General features: G+C 37.3%; 15 protein-coding genes. 7 read left to right on the plus strand and 8 right to left on the minus strand.

The features are described from left to right. Positions 1-213 precede the first annotated feature (213 nt). The 5 genes from Bccel_RS17765 to Bccel_RS17785 all read right to left on the minus strand — a co-directional run bounded on the left by Bccel_RS17765 (position 214) and on the right by Bccel_RS17785 (position 7,262). Positions 214-936 (minus strand): hypothetical protein, encoded by a 723-nt coding sequence (locus tag Bccel_RS17765; protein ID WP_036938760.1) that lies wholly within the window; start codon positions 934-936, stop codon positions 214-216. 78 nt (positions 937-1,014) lie between these two features. Continuing rightward, positions 1,015-3,273: an S-layer homology domain-containing protein gene (locus tag Bccel_RS17770; protein ID WP_036938762.1), complete on the minus strand. Its 2,259-nt coding sequence runs from the start codon at positions 3,271-3,273 to the stop codon at positions 1,015-1,017. Between the two features lie 144 nt (positions 3,274-3,417). Next, positions 3,418-4,614, minus strand: coding sequence for an ABC transporter permease (locus Bccel_RS17775; RefSeq protein WP_036938764.1), 1,197 nt, complete (start codon positions 4,612-4,614; stop codon positions 3,418-3,420). Beyond that, on the minus strand, positions 4,615-5,292 hold the full coding sequence (locus Bccel_RS17780) for an ABC transporter ATP-binding protein (protein ID WP_036938766.1): 678 nt from the start codon (positions 5,290-5,292) through the stop codon (positions 4,615-4,617). A 26-nt stretch (positions 5,293-5,318) separates the two neighbouring features. Beyond that, positions 5,319-7,262, minus strand: coding sequence for a beta-barrel domain-containing protein (locus Bccel_RS17785; protein WP_050753603.1), 1,944 nt, complete (start codon positions 7,260-7,262; stop codon positions 5,319-5,321). Positions 7,263-7,503: 241 nt separating this feature from the next. On the opposite strand from Bccel_RS17785, the gene Bccel_RS17790 reads away from it, so the two are divergent. From Bccel_RS17790 to sleB, 4 genes are all read left to right on the plus strand, one after another. Beyond that, a complete protein-coding gene (locus tag Bccel_RS17790; protein WP_036938768.1) occupies positions 7,504-8,187 on the plus strand; it encodes a response regulator transcription factor in 684 nt (227 codons plus the stop codon). Beyond that, complete coding sequence (locus Bccel_RS17795) at positions 8,180-8,788, plus strand: sensor histidine kinase family protein (protein ID WP_050753604.1); 609 nt, start codon at positions 8,180-8,182, stop codon at positions 8,786-8,788. Before Bccel_RS17790 ends, Bccel_RS17795 begins: the two co-directional genes overlap by 8 nt. Before the next feature lie 23 nt (positions 8,789-8,811). Further along, the gene (locus Bccel_RS17800) at positions 8,812-9,426 is read left to right on the plus strand and encodes a sensor histidine kinase (RefSeq protein WP_050753605.1); all 615 of its coding nucleotides are present in this window, start codon (positions 8,812-8,814) and stop codon (positions 9,424-9,426) included. A 130-nt stretch (positions 9,427-9,556) separates the two neighbouring features. Then, the gene (gene sleB / locus Bccel_RS17805; RefSeq protein WP_036938772.1) at positions 9,557-10,264 is read left to right on the plus strand and encodes a spore cortex-lytic enzyme; all 708 of its coding nucleotides are present in this window, start codon (positions 9,557-9,559) and stop codon (positions 10,262-10,264) included. Between the two features lie 85 nt (positions 10,265-10,349). On the opposite strand, the gene Bccel_RS17810 is transcribed toward sleB, so the two are convergent. Both Bccel_RS17810 and Bccel_RS17815 read right to left on the minus strand, forming a co-directional pair. Next, positions 10,350-10,877: a peptidylprolyl isomerase gene (locus Bccel_RS17810; RefSeq protein WP_036938774.1), complete on the minus strand. Its 528-nt coding sequence runs from the start codon at positions 10,875-10,877 to the stop codon at positions 10,350-10,352. 146 nt (positions 10,878-11,023) lie between these two features. After that, positions 11,024-14,800 carry a phosphoribosylformylglycinamidine synthase gene (locus Bccel_RS17815; RefSeq protein WP_036938776.1) on the minus strand — a complete coding sequence of 1,259 codons (3,777 nt, stop codon included), beginning with the start codon at positions 14,798-14,800 and terminating at the stop codon, positions 11,024-11,026. Positions 14,801-15,003: 203 nt separating this feature from the next. On the opposite strand from Bccel_RS17815, the gene Bccel_RS17820 reads away from it, so the two are divergent. The 3 genes from Bccel_RS17820 to Bccel_RS17830 all read left to right on the plus strand — a co-directional run bounded on the left by Bccel_RS17820 (position 15,004) and on the right by Bccel_RS17830 (position 18,353). Next, positions 15,004-15,888: a LysR family transcriptional regulator gene (locus Bccel_RS17820; RefSeq protein WP_036938779.1), complete on the plus strand. Its 885-nt coding sequence runs from the start codon at positions 15,004-15,006 to the stop codon at positions 15,886-15,888. A gap of 228 nt (positions 15,889-16,116) precedes the next feature. After that, positions 16,117-16,671, plus strand: a complete 555-nt coding sequence (locus tag Bccel_RS17825; protein ID WP_036938782.1) for a helix-turn-helix domain-containing protein — start codon at positions 16,117-16,119, stop codon at positions 16,669-16,671. A 26-nt stretch (positions 16,672-16,697) separates the two neighbouring features. Beyond that, positions 16,698-18,353, plus strand: coding sequence for an AMP-binding protein (locus tag Bccel_RS17830; protein ID WP_036938785.1), 1,656 nt, complete (start codon positions 16,698-16,700; stop codon positions 18,351-18,353). 78 nt (positions 18,354-18,431) lie between these two features. Here Bccel_RS17830 and htpG read toward each other — a convergent pair whose 3' ends face one another. Further along, positions 18,432-20,327 (minus strand): molecular chaperone HtpG, encoded by a 1,896-nt coding sequence (gene htpG / locus Bccel_RS17835; RefSeq protein ID WP_036938788.1) that lies wholly within the window; start codon positions 20,325-20,327, stop codon positions 18,432-18,434. Positions 20,328-20,422 lie beyond the last annotated feature (95 nt).

Here is a 20,422-nt window from a genome sequence, read left to right on the forward strand (position 1 = left end):
GCTATTATAACACTCTGACTTTAGAACAATCAAGCAATTTACCTACCCAATTTTAGGTTATTCAAATTGATATAATTTTATTTCTAAAATAATAATAATTTGGAATTATTATTACACAAACGCCGATGCTTCAACTGCATTTGCTAATGTAAAATCTTTTTCTCAACATATATATTAGTTTGTACAAATTGAATAATCTTGCAAAAACACAAATCAGCTTTTTTGTGACGGTACTGGCGATGAAGCAATACCGGGTGTTCCAACAGTTTTTGAAGATGGTGCCTGCATAACTCGAACTGTTTCTATCTCCTTCTTATCACCATTATCTTTTTTATACCATACTTGTACTGTCATCCCAACTTTGATATCTCCTACTGTTAGCTTTTTTTCATTTATTTCATTATTACCTCTTTCAAAGGTAGTAATAGAAGCAGATGAAGGAATTTCGATATCCTGATTTTGTCCTGTAAACTTTTTCTGTGTCATTCCCCTCATGTCTCCTCTTCTATTCCCATCTCCGCCTTCACTTCCGTTCATATTATTACTATTGCCTGGCATATCCGGTGGAGGTCCATCAACCCCACCTCTGTTTCCACCCTGACCATCAGGACGGTTTCCAGAGCCAGTTCCATCATCTGCATTCTGTCTTCTTTCTCTCATTTTCTGCATTTCCTCTTCTGTAAGCTGTTTTCTCTGAGGAATCTCGATTAAAGCAAGTGTCAACTTATTTCCGGTTATGGATTTTACTTCTCCATATATATCTGGGCTATTGCTTCCCCAAGACATTCTCCTGTTATTTTCCTGCATTTCTGTATTCTGATTGTTTACTTCCTGCCCCGACTGGCTGGAATCATCAGCTGACTGACCACATGCCATAAGTCCTGTAAGACTTGCAGTCAATAATAATACTGCTAATACTTTCTTATAACTTTTCATATCATATTCCTCCATCTGTTTAATGAATAGCTAAGAAATAACTCGTATTGTTATTTCTTAGCCATTACTAGTAACGACTTATACCTCACTAATAAGTATCATTTTAACCATGTTATTATAGTCTATAAAAAGGGACACATCAGCATAGGTTTTGTCCCTGCTCATCTCGTCCTTACTTATAACTGTAATGCCATTATCTATACCTTTTTTATAAATTACCATATCGTCCCTGAATCTATATACTTTATCGTTTATTTTTATTCGTTTCGCATCATAAGCCTGTATCTTTGTAGACTTATTATATGAATAAGTTATACCAAGTACAGCTTCTATTCCTCCGGACATGCTTACAATTACCGCAGTACCTGGTTGTGCATTAGTTACATTACCGCTGTAACTATACTCTTTTCCATCAACCATAATAGAGCATCTGCTGCCGTTTACCTTTGATACAACACCCATCTTATATTTCTGATCCAAAAGGTCACTTGCTACAATTATGTTAATATCACCAAATTCCCCAGATTTATTTATATGAAGAATTCTTCCTGAAGGTATATTCCCATATGGCATATCTGCCCAGTTTAATAAGTCGACCTTAGTATCAGAACCTTCATTATTTGACATTATATTGTATATTTTTACATCATCTGTGACCAGGTATGAATCTATCATCCTGTCATCCTTATTCACCGTATATTGGGATAAGGTTGTATAGGGAATGGATGAGACAGAAATGTACTCATCATCAATTTTTGTGTAACTAATTAAAGTACCCTTATAGCTGCTGTATGCATCTTTGGTTTTATATGACACCGTTGTGTTATTAGGCAGCAAAAGCTTTATTATATGAGAATCGCCTGAAGCAGCATCAGTATAGTTAAGAACAAAGCCATAGTTAGTTGTTTCCTGATTAGGATAAATAACATCAACAATTTTGCCGTCATATCCAAACAAAACGATAACCTCATCATTAATATTGAACAAGGTTGTATTCCTAATCTTACCAAGATCCATATCTTTACCGAATTCATAAGTCTTGGTATCTATCTGGACCTGCCTGGCTGTTACTTTATTTGGTAGAAAAGCTTGCAGTTTGCCGGAAATATCACTGTCTACAACTAGTATATAACTGTTTTTGCCCCATATATCGGTTATTTTATAACACACGTCATATTTTTCTATACTTGCGGCTTTAATTAAAGTGCTGTTTCTTATGATTGGCATATCATCATCGTATTCTATACTTCCAATCTTTTTCTTTGAAATATCAAGCTTGCTTCCTATTTCGGGTTTACTATATATAGGATCAAATATCAATGCATATTCATATCCGTTTTTGCTACTGTTTTCCCCAAATATTATTGATGTGTTTGACTGGAGTATATTCTTTAAATTATCATAGGTCTGCTTTGTTCCATTATAATAATAAGTGGTTTTATCGGGTAATACCCATGATTCCTCCTTACCCTCACTGCTCTTATATGTAATCTTTGTATCGGATGCACTTATAACTGTATAGTTAGTCAGAGTATTAAGCTTGTTATACACACTGGTTATTTTATCATCCTTTATATAGAACTCATACTTGCTTCCTAATTCGGGTTCATTGATTTTATCATCGAGATAATATACACCTTTATCAGTCATTATCTGGTTTGATGCCAGTTTTTCCATTGTTCTGGAATTAGCCAGCACTATATAGGAATTATAAAAGTCTATTGACTGGGAGAACATTTTATCCGCTTCCTGAGGATTTGTCTTTTTAATATTAGCGGATAACATTGAATTTATCATCACAGCTGCAGCCCATCGCTGTACACCATCTACCGCCTGAAGCTTTACACCATTGGCCAAGCCTATTGTCTTAGCTTTCTCTATGTAATTGTCCGGCCAAAAACCCTTTAAATCCTGGTCGGTATATCCTAAAACCCTGACAAGAACTGTACATAACTGTGCAAATGTCACCTTGTCGGTTGGATGAAATTTCCCATCAGGCATTCCTGTTATGTACCCTTTGCTAACTGCAACATTTATATATCCGCTTGACCAACTGTTGCCTGGTATATCCGGAAATACAGTTGATCCCTTTAATGAGTTTGCATCATCTGCAAGTCCTGCTGTAACAACAATAATTTTTGCAAACTGTTCCCTGGTAAGCATACTGTCAGGATTAAAATTGTTAAAGTTATCACCATTCATGATACCAAATACAGAAAGCCTGTTTACGGCATCATAGTATGATGCATCGCTTTTAACATCTGCAAACTCGGCAAATGCAGCTGTTGATGTTGCCATAACCATCATAATAATAAACATTGTTATTCGTAGTTTCATTTGATTTATCCTCCATTAAATTTAAAATGCCATTATATACCTTAGGTAATTCCAAAAACTAACTGGTCAACTGGAGATTTCAAAAATATTGATTTTACTACTATTCACCACAAAAAATTGACCAAGGAAATTTTTGAAATCCCCTTATTCAAATCTCAATGCTTGAATTGGATTTAACTTTGCAGCCTTGTAGGCTGGGAAAAGACCAAACACAATTCCGGTTACAAGTGAAATACCGAATGAAATTAATATCCACTCCAGTGAATAAACAGGCTGGATTGCAAATGAGGAATTAAACTTACCAATATTACCTATTACAAACTTAATAATTCCAAGCCCCATGAGCACTCCTATAATGCCTCCTATGCCGGTAACCATGGCAGCTTCAATCATAAACTGTACCAATATGCTTCTTCTCTTGGCACCAATAGCTTTTCTTATACCAATTTCCCTGGTTCTTTCTGTTACCGATACAAGCATTATGTTCATTATACCTATACCGCCAACCAATAATGATATCGCCGCTATTCCGCCAAGTACCAGCATCATTATGCCAGTTATGTTATTAAGGGTTGACAGCATCTGCTCTTGGTTAAATACTCTGTAGGAACTGGTATTATTATAAATCTTCTGAAGCATTGCATTTAGCTTATCCATAACACTTGTAACAGCTTCAGGTGCTGCAGCCTGTACCGAAAAATTTCTGATTACTGCTGATCTGCTAAGCCTTTGAGCCGATGTTACAGGTATAATCACCTGATCATCTTCCGATTGATCCTGTCCACCTGCTTTTTGCTCTAATAACCCCACAACCTTATAAATCTGACCGTTAATTTTAATAGTCTGCCCAATTGGATTTACACCTTCAAAAACATCATTTGCCACTGCCGTGCCTATTATTGCAACCTTTTGTCTATAATCCAAGTCAAATGAAAGCAAAAACCTTCCAGACTGTACATGTACATTTCTTATGGTTTCATATTCCGGGCTGGTTCCTACCATGCTGGTATCCCTGGTTTTCGTTCCTACCTTTACTGTAACACTGCTGCTGACTTGTGGTGCTACCGCTGCAATTTCACTGCTATTCTCCTCAGAAAACTTCTTAAGGTCGTCATACGTAATATTTCTATTGCTGTTCCTTCCTGTGATACTAATTGATATAAGATTTGTACCAAGGCCTTGAAGTGAATCGGTTATACTCTTTGTACTTCCCTGTGCAAATGCTACAGCCGCAATAACTGATCCAACCCCTATAATAACACCCAACATGGTAAGAAACGATCTTACCTTGTTGCTTAATATACTTTTAATGGCCATTTTGTAAGCTTGAAGAAGCCCCATTTATCCCACCTCCCTATCTTCAATAATTTCTCCATCCTGGATTCTGACAATTCTTTGAGCCTGATTTGCTATATCATTGTCATGGGTTATGAGAATAATAGTATTGCCATTCTTATGAAGTTCCTTTAAAATGCCCATTATTTCTGCACCTGATTTGGTATCAAGGTTACCTGTAGGCTCATCTGCAAGAATAATGGGTGGATTACTTACTAGTGCTCTTGCTATCGCAACTCTCTGCTGCTGTCCTCCTGATAATTCAGTGGGTTTATGATGCAGCCTGCTGCCTAAGCCTACCATTTCCAGTGCAACCTTGCACCTCTGATGCCTCTCTTTTGTTCCAACTCCCTGATATATAAGAGGAAGTTCTACATTTTCAATGGCAGAAAGCTTTTGTAGAAGGTTAAAGCCTTGAAATATAAACCCTATCTTAAAATTTCTTATTTCAGCCAGTTGGTTATCATTCATCTTACTTATTTCACGGCCATCCAAAGTGTAAGTCCCTGATGTCGGAGTATCGAGGCACCCCAACATGTTCATAAGCGTAGATTTTCCAGAACCTGAAGGTCCAATTATGGCAACGAACTCATGCTTGCCAATATAAAGATTAATACCATTCAAAGCATTTATTACATTATCACCCATTTTATATATTTTTTGCATGTTAGATATTTCAATCATATCCATCCTCCTGAATTTGGTCAGTCTTACCTTTGGCCTCCTTGTTGTCCACCAGATTGACGAGTGCTGCTCCTTTGTGAACTTCCTCCAGGCATCCCACCTCCAGGCATTCCACCTGTCATTCCACCAACTCCCATTCTAAATCCGGATTGGTTGGTAGTACTCTGAGCAGAACCGGATGTTGTCAATGGAGGTAATATTACTATATCTCCTTCTTCAAGACCACTTAAAACTTCAATATAAGAATCATTGTTTATTCCTAAAGTAACCTGTTTTGGTACTGCACCTTTATAATATTCCGACATAGCAGAATTTCTTTGCATCATCCTATTGGAATTACCGGTTCCCTGTACTCCCTGGCGATTGCTTCTATCATTTCCACTTTGTTGCTCTTGGCTATCATTTGATTGTGGTCTTTGTCTTCTATTAGAATTATTACCTTCTGCTTGTTCTCCATTACTGTTTGAACTATTTCCATTTGAATTGCCGCCCCAATCGCCGCCTGGTCCCGGTATATCACTTCCCTGATTGGTTCCGCTGCTTCTGACCCATACACTGCTTCTATTACCGAACTTTGTTACCGCTTCGATTGGCACCATGAGTACATCAGGTTTTTCCAATACCATTATACTTGCGTTGACATTCATTCCAATCCTTAGATTTTCGATATCATTAACCTTAATAGTAACAGGATAAACACTTACTCCATTAGATGATGTACCTTCAAAAGCTATCTTTGAAACTTCTCCTGATAAAGGCTTTGTATTTGTTTCAGTCAGAGCATCAACGGTAATATTTACCTTCTGTCCAGCCTTGATTTTATCAATGTCAAGCTCATCTATATCCACATCAAACTGAAGATTTTTCATATCTATAATATTTCCAAGGATATCTCCTGCCTTCACATTGTCTCCAACTTTCTTTGTCTGATCCATAATTATTCCATCAATTGATGCATACACCTTGTAGTATGAAAGTTGTTTTTTTGCTGATTCTACCTGTGCACTGGCATCAAGGATTTTTAGATCACTATTTTGCTTTGCCAGGGATAAATCATCATTTTCCATCTCTATTAAAACATCTCCGGCATTAACATGAGAATTCTCCCTTACATTTATACTTCTCACCGTTCCACCGGAAGTGCTTTTAATATTTTTTACATTTACATACTCCATCTTACCTGCATCTGTACTTGTATGGCTACCTGAAGATGTGCTAACGGAAACAGTTGCTCTTAAACCTTCCTTTAAGGCACCAGGATTATCAAAGGTTACTTCAACGTCAAAAACCTGCCCTCCTGAAGCTGATGGGTATGGATTAGATCCTATATATGTAACAACACCGTTTACCGATTGCATTAATTCCTGGATATGGAGCACTGCCTTTTGTCCCGGTTGAACCTCATTCTTTAGGGATGCATTAAATGGAACTGTTATCTTTAATTTTGATGTATCTGTTATAGAAAGTATATTCGCACCTTTTCCAATCTCATCCCCTAACTTAAGAGTAAAGTTACTCACTCTTCCGCTTATTGGAGCACTGATGCTCAGCTCTGTTATACTCCTTTGATTGTCATTGGCTGTAACCTGATTCAATGCCAGATTATTTTTCGCTTTTTCATAATTTAGCTTTGCATCGGAATCATCAAGCTCATAAAGCAAATCTCCCGCTTTTATATTATCCTTATCCTTAAAATAGACCTTTGTTATGGTACCTGATACACTTGTTGAAATATCTACTTTATTTGCCGGTTCGATATACCCGGAGCCTGTAACTGCCTGGGATATGGTCCCCTTCTGAACCCTTGTTGTTCTTTGCTGCTGGCTTGTGCTTGTTGTTTTGGAACCGATTTTTATAACGTCAAACTTAACAAGACCAAAACCCACAGATCCTAAAACAATTAATACAATAAGCACTTTTATCAGCTTTTTCCCAAATAATCCCTTGATTTTGCCAAATACCTTCTTCACAATATATACCTCCTGCTTAATGTTTTTCACTTGTTTTTAATTTTAAAATACAATCCTTAGAAAATCCTTAAAAACACAAATAAATTTTGGCCATAGGATTTTTTAAATTTTTTATGCTATATTTCCTTAATATAATTAAGGAAATATAAAGGAAAGTGACTTATAATAAAAAGGTAATGATAAAATTATATAAAGCAGTACATCTAAAAATACATATACTCATAATGAAAGGAAAGAACATATGAGACTCCTTTTGGTTGAAGATGAGCGTAGACTTTCTGACGCACTTTCTTACATTTTAAAAAAGAACAATTATCTTGTAGATACAGCATACGACGGCCCTTCAGGTCAGGATATGGCGGAAAGCAATATATACGATGTTATTATATTGGATAGAATGCTTCCCGGAAAGGAAGGACTTTCTATTTTACGTGACTTGAGGAAGCAAAATATCTCAACACCGGTTCTGATTCTTACTGCCAAAGATGAGATAAAAGACCGGGTTGAGGGTTTGGATTCCGGTGCTGATGATTATCTTGTTAAACCCTTCTCAACAGATGAGCTTTTAGCAAGGATAAGAGCACTTGGCCGTAGAAAGAATGAACAAATTCAAAGCTCAAACCTTAAAACCAGCCTATTCGAATTAGACCCATTAAACTGCGAAGTAATGATGAATGGCAAAATAATTAAGCTAACCCTCAAAGAGTCCCAACTTTTGGAATACCTTATCCGTAATAAGGGAAAGGTTATCACCAGGGATCAGATTTTAAGCAAGGTTTGGGGTTTTGACTCTGATGTAGATATGAATAATATAGAAATCTATATCTATTATCTTAGAAGGAAACTTAATCTTAAAGATACAGGGGTACGCATTGAAACCATAAGAGGTATCGGTTATTCATTCAGGGAGGATAACAATGTTTAAAAGATTAAGACTAAAACTCACCCTTACAAACACTATAGTTACCGGACTAATATTCCTGTTTCTTTTATCAGGTGTTTATGTTTTTATGAAGCAAAGTCTGATAAGACAATCTGAAAATATGATGAGATCCATAGCAATAAATGACAGGTTTAGATATACTCCATTTATTACGAGAGCAAAACATCTTGATACCAACTATTTCTTTGTTATGGTTGACAGCGTCGGAAATATAGTTGACATTTCGAATAACCTTACCAATACTTATGACGAAATATCCCTGCTTGTAGATGAAACAATGAAAATTGATAAGGACTTCGGGAATATAAAAATTGAAGGTATCAATTTCAGATTTTTAAAGTCATATTCCAACTTCAGAAACGACCTGTTAAAAATAGTATATTTTAATACTCAACCTGAAACACAAATGCTAAAAAATTTGCTTACTATAATTATAACCGTTGGAACAATTACAGTACTAATCACATTCCTTGCCAGCCTATTTATGGCCAACAGGGCTCTTATACCTGTAAAAAAATCATGGGAACGGCAAAAGGATTTTGTCGCAGATGCTTCCCATGAACTCAGAACCCTCTTGCTGTAGTACAAACAAACCTTGAGCTGGTAATGATCAATAAGAAAGATACTATAGAAAGCCAGCTGAACTGGCTTGACAACATAAAAGCCGAGAATGTCAGAATGACAAATCTTGTTAATGACTTACTTTTTATTGCTCGATCAGATTCAAATGAGACCCAACTGGAAATGAGCAATTTTCCATTGGATATCGTGTGTAAGGAAACTGCTATTTCCTTCAAGCTTCTATGTGAAGGCAGAAATATTGATATATTGGAAGATATCCAGTCTAATGTAAACTTTTACGGCAGTGAAGCCAGGATTAAACAGCTCATTACAATTCTTACGGATAATGCAGTTAAATACACTCCATCAGGCGGCCATATAAAGATATCCTTGAGGCGAACAGATACAAATGTAGAAGTGGTTGTTTCAGATACTGGTGTTGGCATACCCAAGGAGCACCATCATAAGATTTTTGATAGATTTTACCGTGTAGATTCTTCCAGATCAAGCGAAAGCGGCGGATCAGGACTCGGACTTTCTATAGCAAAAATAATTGTCAAAGAGCACCATGGTCATATCAATGTAAATAGTGCTCCAGGCCAAGGTTCACACTTTTATATAACTCTGCCGTTAAAAAGGAAAGTCCTTCGCGAAAAATAATGTCATCATTTTTTATTCTTTCATTGAAATTTTGAATTATTTAAACTAAACTGCAAATAATAATTTATGTATTCCAGCTAATTATGAACAAAATTCATAATAATAAATTAAAATAGCGAGGGAGAGTAAATTGTCTAAAAAAAAATATCTATCATCAATAATAGCATTGGCATTATGTTTAGTTCTTTGTCTGACAACGGTATACAGAGAGACAATATTGGACTTTTATGGTTTTAGCAAAGCAGCACTATCATATTATGGTTCACGGGGACAAGAAGTTATTGATATTCAGTCAAAACTATACAACTGGGGGTATTACAAAGATATCGTTGACGGGATATATGGTTATAACACTTATAAAGCAGTTACTTACTTCCAATCAAAAAACGGATTGTCTGTGGACGGAATCGCTGGTCCTCAAACGCTGGCAGCATTAGGCCTTCCAACAGGTGAAACAACTGCTAGTACTAAAAACAATTATTCCAATAGTGGAGACACCTATCTTCTTGCAAGGCTTATTCATGGAGAAGCAAGGGGAGAACCGTACACAGGAAAAGTTGCTGTTGGTGCTGTAATCCTAAATAGGACAAGGGATGGAAGATTCCCCAAGACCATAGCAGGGGTTATATACGAACCTGGAGCATTTGATGCTGTTTATGACGGCCAAATCAATCTTGAGCCGGACAAAGAATCCGTTAAGGCTGCCGCAGATGCTTTAAACGGATGGGACCCCACATATGGCTGTGTGTTTTATTGGAACCCTGCCACAGCTACCAGTAAGTGGATATGGTCAAGAAAAATTGTAACTGAAATTGGAAAACATGTTTTTGGGGTATAATCTTCAATCATTCCCACATTTCCTAAGTAAAACTCCACGTCTCACTTCAATTTGAATAAGTGAAACGTGGAGTTTTTTAATATATCTAAGGCATTACTTTCTCTACATCACTGTAATCTTCTCCAAAGGTATCCACAGTAACGCTCTTTATCTTTTGGTCCTCTAAAGGTTTATCATTATAATCCCTTTTAACAGCGACAATTCTGTCTACTTCTTCAATGCCTTCAGTTACCAAGCCAAATGATGCATATTGTCCATCTAAATGGGGTGAATTTGCAGCCATTATAAAGAACTGAGAGCCAGCAGAGTTGGGCATCCTCGATCTAGCCATGGAAATTACTCCTCTCTGGTGCTTCAAGTTATTAGTATGCCCATTTTGTGAAAACTCACCACGGATACTGTAGCCTGGACCACCCATACCGCTTCCCTCCGGACATCCACCCTGGATCATGAAATCCGGGATAACCCTGTGAAATACAAGACCATTGTAAAAGCCTTTTTGTGCAAGAGAAATAAAATTCCTTACGGTATTTGGTGCGATGTTTGGATAAAGTTCTACCTTTATCTTGTTTCCATTTTCCATTTCAATTGTTGCTATAGGATTATTTGCCATATCATTTTCCCTCTTTCGTCTTATTATATTGATTCTTCAATCATTCCTTGGAATGTTGAAGAAATAACTTCCCCTATACTTCGCTTTCGTGTTAACTTATCTCGTTAACACCCGCTCAGAAGGGGAAGTAATTCTTTAATCATTCCTTACCTAAAATACTGTACTCCTGCTTCAAATAACTTCTGATCCTTTTCCCCTGGAACATTTTTTATTACATTAGTTCCAATTCTCTCCGAGTGCCCCATTTTACCTAAAACCCTTCCGTCGGGACTGGTAATGCCTTCTATAGCCTCTATGGATCCATTGGGGTTGAACCTTATATCATATGTTGGATTTCCATCAAGGTCAACATACTGGGTAGCGATCTGACCGTTCTTTTCCATTTCTCTTAAAACAGCCTCATTGGCAACAAACCTTCCCTCACCATGTGATACTGCTATTGTATGGATATCACCCGCATTAACATTGTTAAACCATGGTGATTTTACCGAAACTGCTTTTGTTCTAACCATACAGGATACATGGCGACCGATGGTGTTGAAAGTAAGTGTAGGACTATCGTCTGTAAGATCCCTGATTTCTCCATAAGGAACAAGTCCCAACTTGATAAGTGCCTGGAATCCATTACATATACCCAACATCAATCCGTCTCTCTGATTTAAAAGGTTCATAACCGCCTCTTTAACATAAGGGTTTCTAAAAGCAGTTGCAATAAACTTTCCTGAACCGTCCGGCTCATCCCCACCGCTAAAGCCTCCAGGAATCATAATTATCTGTGAATTATTTATTTTCTTAACCATCAGCTCTATGGATTCCTCTATCTCATGTGAAGAGAGGTTCTTTATTACCAAAACATCCGCAGTTCCTCCTGCTTTCTCAAACACTTTGGCAGTATCGTACTCACAATTTGTTCCTGGAAAAACAGGTATGAATATCCTAGGCTTAGCTATGCTTGCACCTGATCTTTTAGTGTTCCTTATTTGGTGCAAATAATTTTTAGGCTTGCCTGCTTCCTCATCAGTTCTTGTTGGGAAGATTCTTTCAAGGGTATTTTCCCAGCTTTCCAAAGCTTTTTCAAGACTGATATCAATACCGTTTATACTTATAACCTGTTCTTTTCGTGTTTGACCTAACAGTGTGTATTCAATATCACCAAATGCTTCTTTAAGATTAGTATCTCCCGGCATTTCAAGAATAATCGATGCTATTTCGGGTTTAAACATATAATCGGAATCAAATCCGTCATCAAACTTCATTCCAATCATGTTACCAAAGGACATTTTACTTACGGCCTCAGCTATTCCTCCTGCTTTCACAGTGCTTGAAGCCAGTACCTTACCCGACTTTATAAGCTCACTCACCTTTTTATAACCTGACTTCAACTTATCAAAATTCGGAACTTCGTCTTTATCTCTTAATGCTTTTATCATAACAACCTTGCTGCCTATTTCCTTAAACTCAGCAGACACCACGTTGTTTACGTTTACAGCCGCTACAGCAAAAGCAACCAAAGTTGGAGGAACAGTCATATCCTTAAAAGTTCCAGACATGCTGTCTTTCCCGCCTATAGCAGGTATTCCAAAATTCTTTTGGGCCATATATGCACCAAGCAGTGCACTAAATGGCTTGCCCCATTTCTGCGGATCCTTTCCAAGTTTCTCAAAGTACTCCTGTAATGTGAGCCTTGCTTTCTCATAATCACCGCCTAATGCTACAATCTTTGCAACAGCTTCAACCACTGCAAAAACAGCACCATGGAAGGGACTCCATTTGGCAATCATCGGGTTGTACCCATATGTCATCAATGTACCTGTAGTAGTATCACCATTTAATAAAGGTATTTTGGCAGCCATACCTTCCTGAGGTGTACGCTGATATTCCCCCCCAAAAGGAAGCAATACAGAGCCTGCACCTATAGTTCCATCGAATCTTTCAACTAATCCTTTCTGACTGCATACATTTAAGCGAGAAAGATTTGAAAGCCACTTGGATTCCATATCGGATTCCTTTAATACTTCATCCGGCAGCTTGCTGAAGTAATTTTCCTTATCTGAAGGTGCTTCAACGCTGACCTCGGAGGTTTGCTTTACACCATTGGTGTTTAAAAAGTCTCTGCTTATATTTACTATCGTTTTATTTCTCCAGCTCATTCTAAGCCTGTTTAGCTCAGTAACTTCAGCAACTACCACTGCTTCAAGGTTTTCTTCCCTTGCTGCATCTATAAATGCATTTACATTTTCCTTATCAACAACAACCGCCATTCTTTCCTGGGATTCAGAAATAGCAAGCTCTGTTCCATCGAGGCCTTCATACTTTTTAGGCACTGCATCAAGATTTATTACAAGACCATCAGCCAGCTCACCTATGGCAACGGAAACGCCTCCTGCTCCAAAGTCATTGCACTTTTTGATCATGCTGCTTACTTCTTGTTTTCTAAATAGCCTCTGTATCTTCCTTTCAGTAGGAGGATTACCTTTTTGAACTTCAGCACCGCATGTGAGAAGTGATTCTTCGGTATGCTCCTTTGAAGATCCGGTAGCACCTCCGCAGCCGTCACGACCGGTTCTGCCGCCTAGAAGTATGATCACATCTCCTGCCTGTGGAGCTTTTCTTATTACATTTCTCTTTGGTGCAGCTCCAATAACGGCACCAATTTCCATTCTCTTTGCAACAAAACCCTCATCATAAACCTCAGCAACCTGACCTGTGGAAAGTCCTATCTGATTACCGTAAGAGCTATAGCCGGCTGCAGCTCCTGTAGTTATCTTCCTCTGAGGCAGTTTTCCAGGGATAGTGTCTTCTACGCTGGTTCTTGGGTCACCGCTTCCTGTTACACGCATTGCCTGATATACATATGAACGTCCTGAAAGCGGATCTCTTATAGCTCCTCCAAGACATGTGGCTGCACCGCCAAAAGGCTCTATTTCTGTTGGATGGTTATGAGTTTCATTCTTAAACATTACAAGCCATTCTTCATTCTTTCCGTCAACATCTACATCAACCACTATGCTGCAAGCATTTATCTCGTCCGAAACATCCAGGTCCTCCAGCATGCCCTTCTTCTTAAACTCCTTCATGGCTATTGTAGCAATATCCATAAGGCAAACATCCTTGTTTCTTTTTTCATACACATAGCTTCTTGAATCAATATAGGCTTTGTATGCCCTGTCTATAGCCTCAGTGTATACTCCCTTTTCTATATCCACATTTTTTATTTCAGTTAAGAATGTTGTATGCCTGCAGTGATCCGACCAGTAGGTATCGATTACCCTTATCTCCGTAACTGTTGGATTTCTCTTTTCTTCGTCCTTAAAGTACTGCTTGCAGAATTTTAAATCTTCAAAGGACATGGCAAATCCCATTTGGTTCATAAACTCCATAAGCCCAGAATCATCCATTTCTATAAAACCAGTAAGCTCTTTTACATCGTCAGGCATCAATACATCCACATCCAGGGTATAGGGCTTGTCAAGCTTTGCTTCCTGGCACTCAACAGGGTTTATGCAATAGTTCTTTACCCTTAAATATTCTTCGTCTGAGACTTGTCCATCAAGAACGATAAGCTTTGCTACTTTTATCTCAGGCCTCTCCCCTTCAGTTAGTATCTGAACACATTGAGAAGCAGAATCTGCTCTCTGATCATATTGGCCTGGAAGGTATTCAATTGCTATAAGCCTGCTGTTGCTGTCTAAATCTATCTTTTCATCACAAACACTGTCAACCGGAGGTTCTGAAAAAATTATCTTTCTCGCTGCATCATACTCTTCATCTGATACCCCTTCAACATCATATCTGTTGATTATCCTTACAGACTTTAATCCATCAAGCTTTAAATTTCTTTTGAGATCTCTGTAAAGGCCGTTGGCCTCTATATCAAATCCCTTCTTTTTTTCAACAAAAATCCTACGTACTATTTTATTCATTCATATATCCCCCATCTATAATTATCATTCAAAAATTTTTCGCAACATGTAAATTTAGGAAAATGTTTTGTTATAAATAAAAATGTAAATGATTATTGAAAAACATATAGTAACAAATTAAATTACATTTTACTCTATCATTATAATATGATATCATGAATAAGTAAAATTAATAATACTAATATGATATATAAGGAAAACTTATGGATGTTAACTTTGAGCTTTATAAAATTTTTTACCTTGCTGCTAAATCAGAAAGCTTTTCATCAGCATCACGAAAGCTTTTCATATCACAGTCCGCAGTAAGTCAATCAGTAAAACACCTGGAAGATAAGTTAGGTGCCAAGCTCTTTACTAGAAAAGGAAAGCAAATGGTCCTTACAAATGAAGGTGTTCTTCTATTAACCCATGTAGAGCAGGCATACAATTTCATAAAGACAGCTGAGCACAAAATTCTTGAAATACAGAACATGGATGCAGGTGAAATCCGGATAGGTGCAAGTGATACAGTGTGCAGATACCACTTGGTACCTTATTTGGAGAAATTCAATACACTTTATCCCAAAATTAAGATTCATGTTATAAATAGGACATCCTCACAAATTCTTAATCTTCTCAAAAATGGAATAGTAGATTTTGGTATTGTTACTCTCCCCGTTGAAGATGATGATATATCTGTCAGTGAATTTATGAATGTCCAGGATATTTTCGTTGCCTCAGACAAATACAGTGATTTGATGAATATAAGTATTGATCTAAGAGATATAACCTGTTACCCTCTCTTAATGCTGGAAAAAAACAGCTCAACCAGACGTAACCTTGATATTTACTTTAGGAGTATAGGGGTATTAATTACTCCTGAAATTGAGCTGGAAAGCGTTGATCTTCTTGTTGATTTTGCAAAAATAGGTCTGGGCGTAGCATGTGTTCTAAAAGAGAGTGCAATGGATGCCTTATGTAAAAAAGAAATTTTTGAGGTCCAAACCAAAGAGAAGCTGCCGGAAAGGAAACTCGGAATAATTTCTATGAAGTCAGTACCCCTGTCAAAAGCTTCCACAAAATTTATGGAATTTATACCAAATCGTTAATTTTGCCCTTAAAGTGGCTCAAATTCTTTACTTTTATCTTTTCATTATGCTATGATTATATTGTTTATTAAGGAATAATTAAAATATTACTTCCGCATTTGAGCGGGTGTTGACGAGTTAAGTCAACACATGAGCGAAATTTATAGCGGAAGTTATATTTTGGTAATTCCTAGGAATAATTAGGACCAATACAATATTCCTAAACACATTTTATGAGGAGATGATGCTATGTCCGAACAAATCAAGCAAATCGCATTGCGTATCAAAGAATTAAGAGAAATTTCAAAAGTTTCAATAGAGGATTTGGCAATGCAATTAAAAGTGCCTGTAGAGACATATAAGCAGTACGAAAGCGGTACTTATGATATACCTGTAAGCTTTCTTTATGAAATTGCCAACAAGTTCAATGTTGATCTTACAGCTATTCTGACAGGGGAAGGTCCCAAGCTTCGTACCTATGCTCTTGTAAGAAAAGACAAAGGGATAGAAGTAAATCGCAGAACCGACTACAAATACCAGCACCTTGCATATAATTTCCTTCACAAAAAGGCTGAACCATTTTTAGTAACTGTAGAACCTGATCAGGAAGAGTCTCCTATAAAAACCAATTCACATCCCGGTCAGGAATTCAATTACTGTCTGCAAGGTACTTTAAAAATAGTAATCGATGGACATGAAATCATTTTAAATGAGGGAGATTCACTCTTTTTTGATTCTTCTGCAAAACATGGGATGAAAGCGTTAAATGGGAAAGTTGCTAAATTTTTAGCGATAATCTTGTAATTATAAAGAGTTCAGGAGGTTTACAAATGTTATTGGAAAAATACCTTCCTCGTGTTGAATTTAACTCTTACGAGGATTTCTATGAAAACTTTAAAATAAATGTGCCGCAGAGCTTCAACTTTGCTTATGATGTAGTTGACCATTATGCTGAAAAAACACCTGATAAAAGAGCTATTGTATGGTGTGATGAAAAAGGCGACTATGCTGAATTTACATTTAAGCAGCTAAAGGAATACAGCGATAAGGCGGCTAATTTCTTAAAAGATGCAGGAATCAAAAAGGGCGATCCTGTAATGCTTATACTGAAAAGACGTTATGAATTCTGGTTCCTGATACTTGCTCTTCACAAAATTGGAGCAGTGTGTATTCCGGCGACTCACCTGCTTACTAAAAAGGATCTTGTTTACAGGAACAATGCCGCAGATATAAAAATGATAATTTGTGTTAATGAACCGGAAGTAATAAAGCATGTTGAGGATGCTGAGCCTGATTCACCTTCACTAAAATCGAAAGCACTTGTAGGAGGCAGCCGCGACGGCTGGTTTGATTTTATAAGTGAGCTTTCCAAAGCCTCTGCTGACTTCGTAAGACCTATAGGCAGTGATGCACCTACAAACGAAGATATTCTACTCCTGTACTTTACATCCGGAACCACAGGAATGCCAAAGATGGTAAGGCACAATTACACATATCCCCTTGGTCACATCCTTACAGCTAGATACTGGCAAAATGTCGCCGAAGACGGTTTGCACCTCACTGTAGCGGATACAGGCTGGGCAAAGGCAGTTTGGGGAAAAATATACGGTCAATGGCTTTCAGGAGCAGCAGTATTTGTATACGACTATGACAAGTTTGTTCCAAAAGAGCTTCTTGAAGTTATAACCAAATACGGTGTTACTTCTTTCTGTGCCCCACCGACAATATACAGGTTTTTCATTAAGGAAGATCTCTCCAAATATGATTTCAGCAAGCTAAAATACTGTGCAGTTGCAGGCGAACCCCTTAATCCTGAAGTTTATAATCAATTTTATAATGCTACCGGTCTTAAACTTATGGAAGGGTACGGACAAACCGAGCTGACTGTGACAGCTGCTACATATCCTTGGATGGAACCTAAGCCCGGTTCCATGGGTAAGCCTTCCCCTGGATATGATCTTGATATAATCAATGAAGATGGCAGCTCATGTGAGGTTGGCGAAGAAGGCCAGATAATTTTACGTACAACTAAAAGAAAACCTGTAGGTATGTTTGACGGGTATTACAGAGATTCAGCCCTTACGTCTAAAGTATGGCATGATGACATTTATTATACCGGAGACATGGCATGGCGTGATGAGGATGGGTATCTTTGGTTTGTTGGAAGGGCTGATGATGTTATAAAAAGCTCTGGATACAGAATAGGGCCCTTTGAAGTTGAAAGTGCACTTTTAGAGCATCCTGCAGTTTTAGAGTGTGCAATAACGGCAGTTCCTGATACCGACAGAGGACAAATCGTAAAGGCTACCATTGTTCTGGCTAAAAACTATAATCCTTCAGAGGAACTGGTTGTAGAGCTTCAAAACCATGTTAAGAAGGTTACGGCACCTTATAAATACCCTAGAATCATTGAATTTGTTAAGGAACTTCCAAAGACTATCAGTGGCAAAATACGCAGGGTTGAAATAAGGGATAATGATAAATAAACTGTAGTTTAAGATATAACGGACATTAGAAAAAAGTGGTTTGCTGCTTAATTTGATATTAAGCAGCAAACCACTTTTTTACACTTCTACCAACCTTGTCAGCAACATATTGCTTCTTTCAATAAACTTTGTCATAGCTTCAGCACTAAGCTGCTTATGACTCATCATCGCAAGATCATATATATGCTCGCAAATAAGCTTAACCTCATCTTTGCGATCATCTTTATCCTTAATATTAATAACCTTTTTTATTAAATCATTATTTTTGTTAAGTACCAGAGTCTCTTCATTTCCAAACATATGGCTCATGTCGAACCCACCAAACCTTTGAGACATCTCCTGCATTCTTCTTGAATGCTCATCTAAAAGAATCATGCCTGGTACACCGACTGCTTTGAGACTTTCCACTTTGAGTTTTAACTTATCGTTGCCAAGTGCATCCTTAAACAGCTTTTCAAAGCTTTCCTGGAGCTCTTTTGATGCAGCTTCATCAACATTCTCTTCCTTCTCCTTCAAGCTTTCTGAAAGATCGGAATCAATTCTCAAAAACTTAATCTCAGTTTGCTTTGATTCTAAAAAGCTTATGAAATGATTATCTATCATTGTAGACAGTATAACAGCTTCCATTCCGTTGTCCTTGAACAGTTTTATATATTGGGCCTGCTGCCTCTCATCCGAAACATAGAGAACCTTGTTTTCATGCTTTTCCTTGTTGCGTTCTAAATACTCATTCTGTGAAACATAATCTCCATTTGTTGTCTTATAAATAACTATATCCTTAACCCTGTCATAGAATTTAGTTTCACGGATACATCCATACTTTACAAAAGGATTAATATCATCCCAATACTTGTTGAAATTTTCCCTGTCATTCTCATAGATCGATGTAAGCTTATCTGCCACCTTTTTAGTAATATGGGCAGATATTTTGTTTACATAACCGTCGTTTTGCAAAAAGCTTCTTGAAACATTAAGAGGAAGGTCAGGACAATCCAGCACACCTTTTAAAAGCATCAAAAACTCAGGTATTACTTCTTTTATGTTGTCCGCAACAAATACCTGGTTGTAATACAGCTTAATTTGGCCCTCCATGGTTTCAAACTCATGCTTTAATTTTGGGAAATACAGAATACCCCTTAGATTAAATGGATAATCCATATTTAAATGAATCCAAAACAGCGGCTCATTAAAGTCATGGAATACTTTTCTGTAGAACTCCTTATATTCTTCATCAGTACAATCCTTCGGGTTCTTAAGCCAGAGAGGATTTGTATCATTAATGGGTTTTAGCTCCTTAGGCTCCTTATCTTTTTCAGCTTCTTCAGCTTGTGCAGAAGGCTCTTCTATAGAATCAAAATATACTTCATATGGAAGGAAGGAAAAATACTTTTCGAGGATTTCTCTAACCTTAAAACTATCAAGAAACTCAAGGCTGTCTTCAGATAAAAACAATGTTATAGTAGTCCCCCTTGAAGTTCTGTCAGACTCACCCATCTCATAATCCATGCCGCCTGTGCTAACCCATCTTACAGCTTTCTCATCCTTCTTAAAAGACAATGTATCAATCTGTACCTTGTCGGACACCATGAATGAAGAATAGAATCCAAGACCAAAGTGACCTATGATCTGCCCTTCATCAGTTTTATCCTTATATTTTTCCAAAAAGTCCTTTGCACCTGAAAAAGCAATTTGATTAATATACTTGCCAACTTCTTCAAATGTCATCCCTATACCATTATCGATAATTTGCATTGTCTTTTCTTCTTTATTAACAACAACTCTTATTTGCCATTTATCGTCACCATCTAAGTCAGCTTCACCTATAGTGCTCAATTTCTTTAACTTGCTTATGGCATCCGAGGAGTTTGATACCAGTTCACGGACGAAAATGTCCTTTTCTGAATATAGCCATTTCTTAATAATAGGAAAGATATTTTCCGTGTTTATTGATATACTTCCGCTCTCATGCATCATATAAATGCCTCCTTAACCATTATTTCTAATTATTAATATTACATTTACTTAAGGTTTTGTCAAGTATATTTTAGCACTCTGCTTGTGAGAGTGCT

The sequence above is a fragment of the Pseudobacteroides cellulosolvens ATCC 35603 = DSM 2933 genome, from assembly GCF_001262605.1.
Lineage (GTDB): Bacteria > Bacillota > Clostridia > Acetivibrionales > DSM-2933 > Pseudobacteroides > Pseudobacteroides cellulosolvens.

Excerpts from the sequence above, each read along its gene's own strand:
- Bccel_RS17765 (WP_036938760.1), bottom strand. The coding sequence starts at position 936 with ATGAAAAGTTATAAGAAAGTATTAGCAGTATTATTATTGACTGCAAGT.
- Bccel_RS17770 (WP_036938762.1), bottom strand. The coding sequence starts at position 3,273 with ATGAAACTACGAATAACAATGTTTATTATTATGATGGTTATGGCAACA.
- Bccel_RS17775 (WP_036938764.1), bottom strand. The coding sequence starts at position 4,614 with ATGGGGCTTCTTCAAGCTTACAAAATGGCCATTAAAAGTATATTAAGC.
- Bccel_RS17780 (WP_036938766.1), bottom strand. The coding sequence starts at position 5,292 with ATGATTGAAATATCTAACATGCAAAAAATATATAAAATGGGTGATAAT.
- Bccel_RS17790 (WP_036938768.1), top strand. The coding sequence starts at position 7,504 with ATGAGACTCCTTTTGGTTGAAGATGAGCGTAGACTTTCTGACGCACTT.
- Bccel_RS17795 (WP_050753604.1), top strand. The coding sequence starts at position 8,180 with ATGTTTAAAAGATTAAGACTAAAACTCACCCTTACAAACACTATAGTT.
- Bccel_RS17800 (WP_050753605.1), top strand. The coding sequence starts at position 8,812 with ATGATCAATAAGAAAGATACTATAGAAAGCCAGCTGAACTGGCTTGAC.
- Bccel_RS17810 (WP_036938774.1), bottom strand. The coding sequence starts at position 10,877 with ATGGCAAATAATCCTATAGCAACAATTGAAATGGAAAATGGAAACAAG.
- Bccel_RS17815 (WP_036938776.1), bottom strand. The coding sequence starts at position 14,800 with ATGAATAAAATAGTACGTAGGATTTTTGTTGAAAAAAAGAAGGGATTT.
- Bccel_RS17820 (WP_036938779.1), top strand. The coding sequence starts at position 15,004 with ATGGATGTTAACTTTGAGCTTTATAAAATTTTTTACCTTGCTGCTAAA.
- Bccel_RS17825 (WP_036938782.1), top strand. The coding sequence starts at position 16,117 with ATGTCCGAACAAATCAAGCAAATCGCATTGCGTATCAAAGAATTAAGA.
- Bccel_RS17830 (WP_036938785.1), top strand. The coding sequence starts at position 16,698 with ATGTTATTGGAAAAATACCTTCCTCGTGTTGAATTTAACTCTTACGAG.
- htpG (WP_036938788.1), bottom strand. The coding sequence starts at position 20,327 with ATGATGCATGAGAGCGGAAGTATATCAATAAACACGGAAAATATCTTT.